Here is a 1,244-nt window from a genome sequence, read left to right on the forward strand (position 1 = left end):
CCCGGCCGCCCGCCCCACCGAGCCCATCACTACCGACGCCACCATCAAAGCTTGGCCGCTGCCCCCCGACCGCGGCACGCCCCTGCCCGCCCGTCAGCCCGACGAAGCCCGCCTGCGCGAGCTGCAGAACGATTCCAACTTCCGGTACGAGGAGCCCGCGCCCGAAAGCCTGGGCCTCTGGGACCGGTTCTGGTACTGGGTGCGCCGGCTACTGGAGCGCCTGCTGGGCACCCCCGGCGGCCGCCTCACTTGGAAATACGGCTGGTACGCGGCCATTGTGGCGGCGCTGGTGTTTGCCGTGCTCAAGCTGCTGAAGGTGGATTTGACCGGCGCTTTCGGCCGCTCGGCCCGTCGCGCCGGGCTCGATTACGACGTGCTAACCGAGGACATTCACGGCGTCGATTTTCCGGCCCGGCTGGCCGAGGCCGAAGCGGCAGGCAACTACCGCCTGGCCGTGCGCCTGGGTTACCTCGAAGCCCTCAAGCACCTCAGCGACCAGGGCCTGCTGCTTTGGGAACCCAATAAAACCAACCACGCCTACCTGCACGAGCTGCCGGCCGGGCCGCTGCGCGAAGCGTTTCGGGTGGCTACGCGCCAGTTCGAGTACGTGTGGTACGGCGAGCTGCTGCTCACGGCCGCGCAGTACCAGCCCGTGCGGGCGGCCCAGCGGGCCGTGCGGGCCGCCGTTTCCTCCAGCCCCCTCGCCGCCCAATGATGCGCTACGTTACCACTTTTCGGCTGTACATGCTGGGGTTGGCCCTGCTGTTTGGGGTGTACGTGGTGGTGGAATCGCACCGCCCCAAGCCGCTCGACTGGACGCCCACCTACATCAACACCGACAAAATTCCCTACGGCACCTACGCGCTGTTCGACCAGCTGCCGCGCCTGCTCGGCACCGACTCCATCGAAGTAGTGCGCCTGCCGCCCTACAACCAGCTCACCGGCATTTCCTCGGATGAGGCACCGGAAGATGCCCGTTTCAGGCGCCGAGCTGAGCAAATGGCTGATTCGATGGGCACCGACTCCGTCACCGTTCATGATTACGACTTAAGCAACGACGCCCTGCCCCTGCGCGAGGGCCTGCGAGCCAACTACCTGTTCATCAACAATGTGTTTGGCAATGATGGGCTCGACGGCCGGGCGCTGCTGGCGCTGGCCCGCCGCGGCAACGCGGTGTTCATCACGGCCGAAGACCTGAACGGCGCGTTCCGGGATTCGCTCGGCGTACAGGTCGAGCGTCTGGC

General features: G+C 66.9%; 1 protein-coding gene and 1 pseudogene. Both read left to right on the forward strand.

What is annotated here, in order from left to right:
- On the forward strand, positions 1-715 hold a 715-nt coding region (locus ACYVDE_RS23275; protein WP_460503911.1), incomplete at its 5' end, for a DUF4129 domain-containing protein.
- Positions 712-1,244, forward strand: a pseudogene (locus tag ACYVDE_RS23280) (hypothetical protein); the annotation flags it as partial. The gene ACYVDE_RS23275 and the pseudogene ACYVDE_RS23280, both read left to right, overlap by 4 nt.

This window comes from Hymenobacter agri (assembly GCF_054778495.1).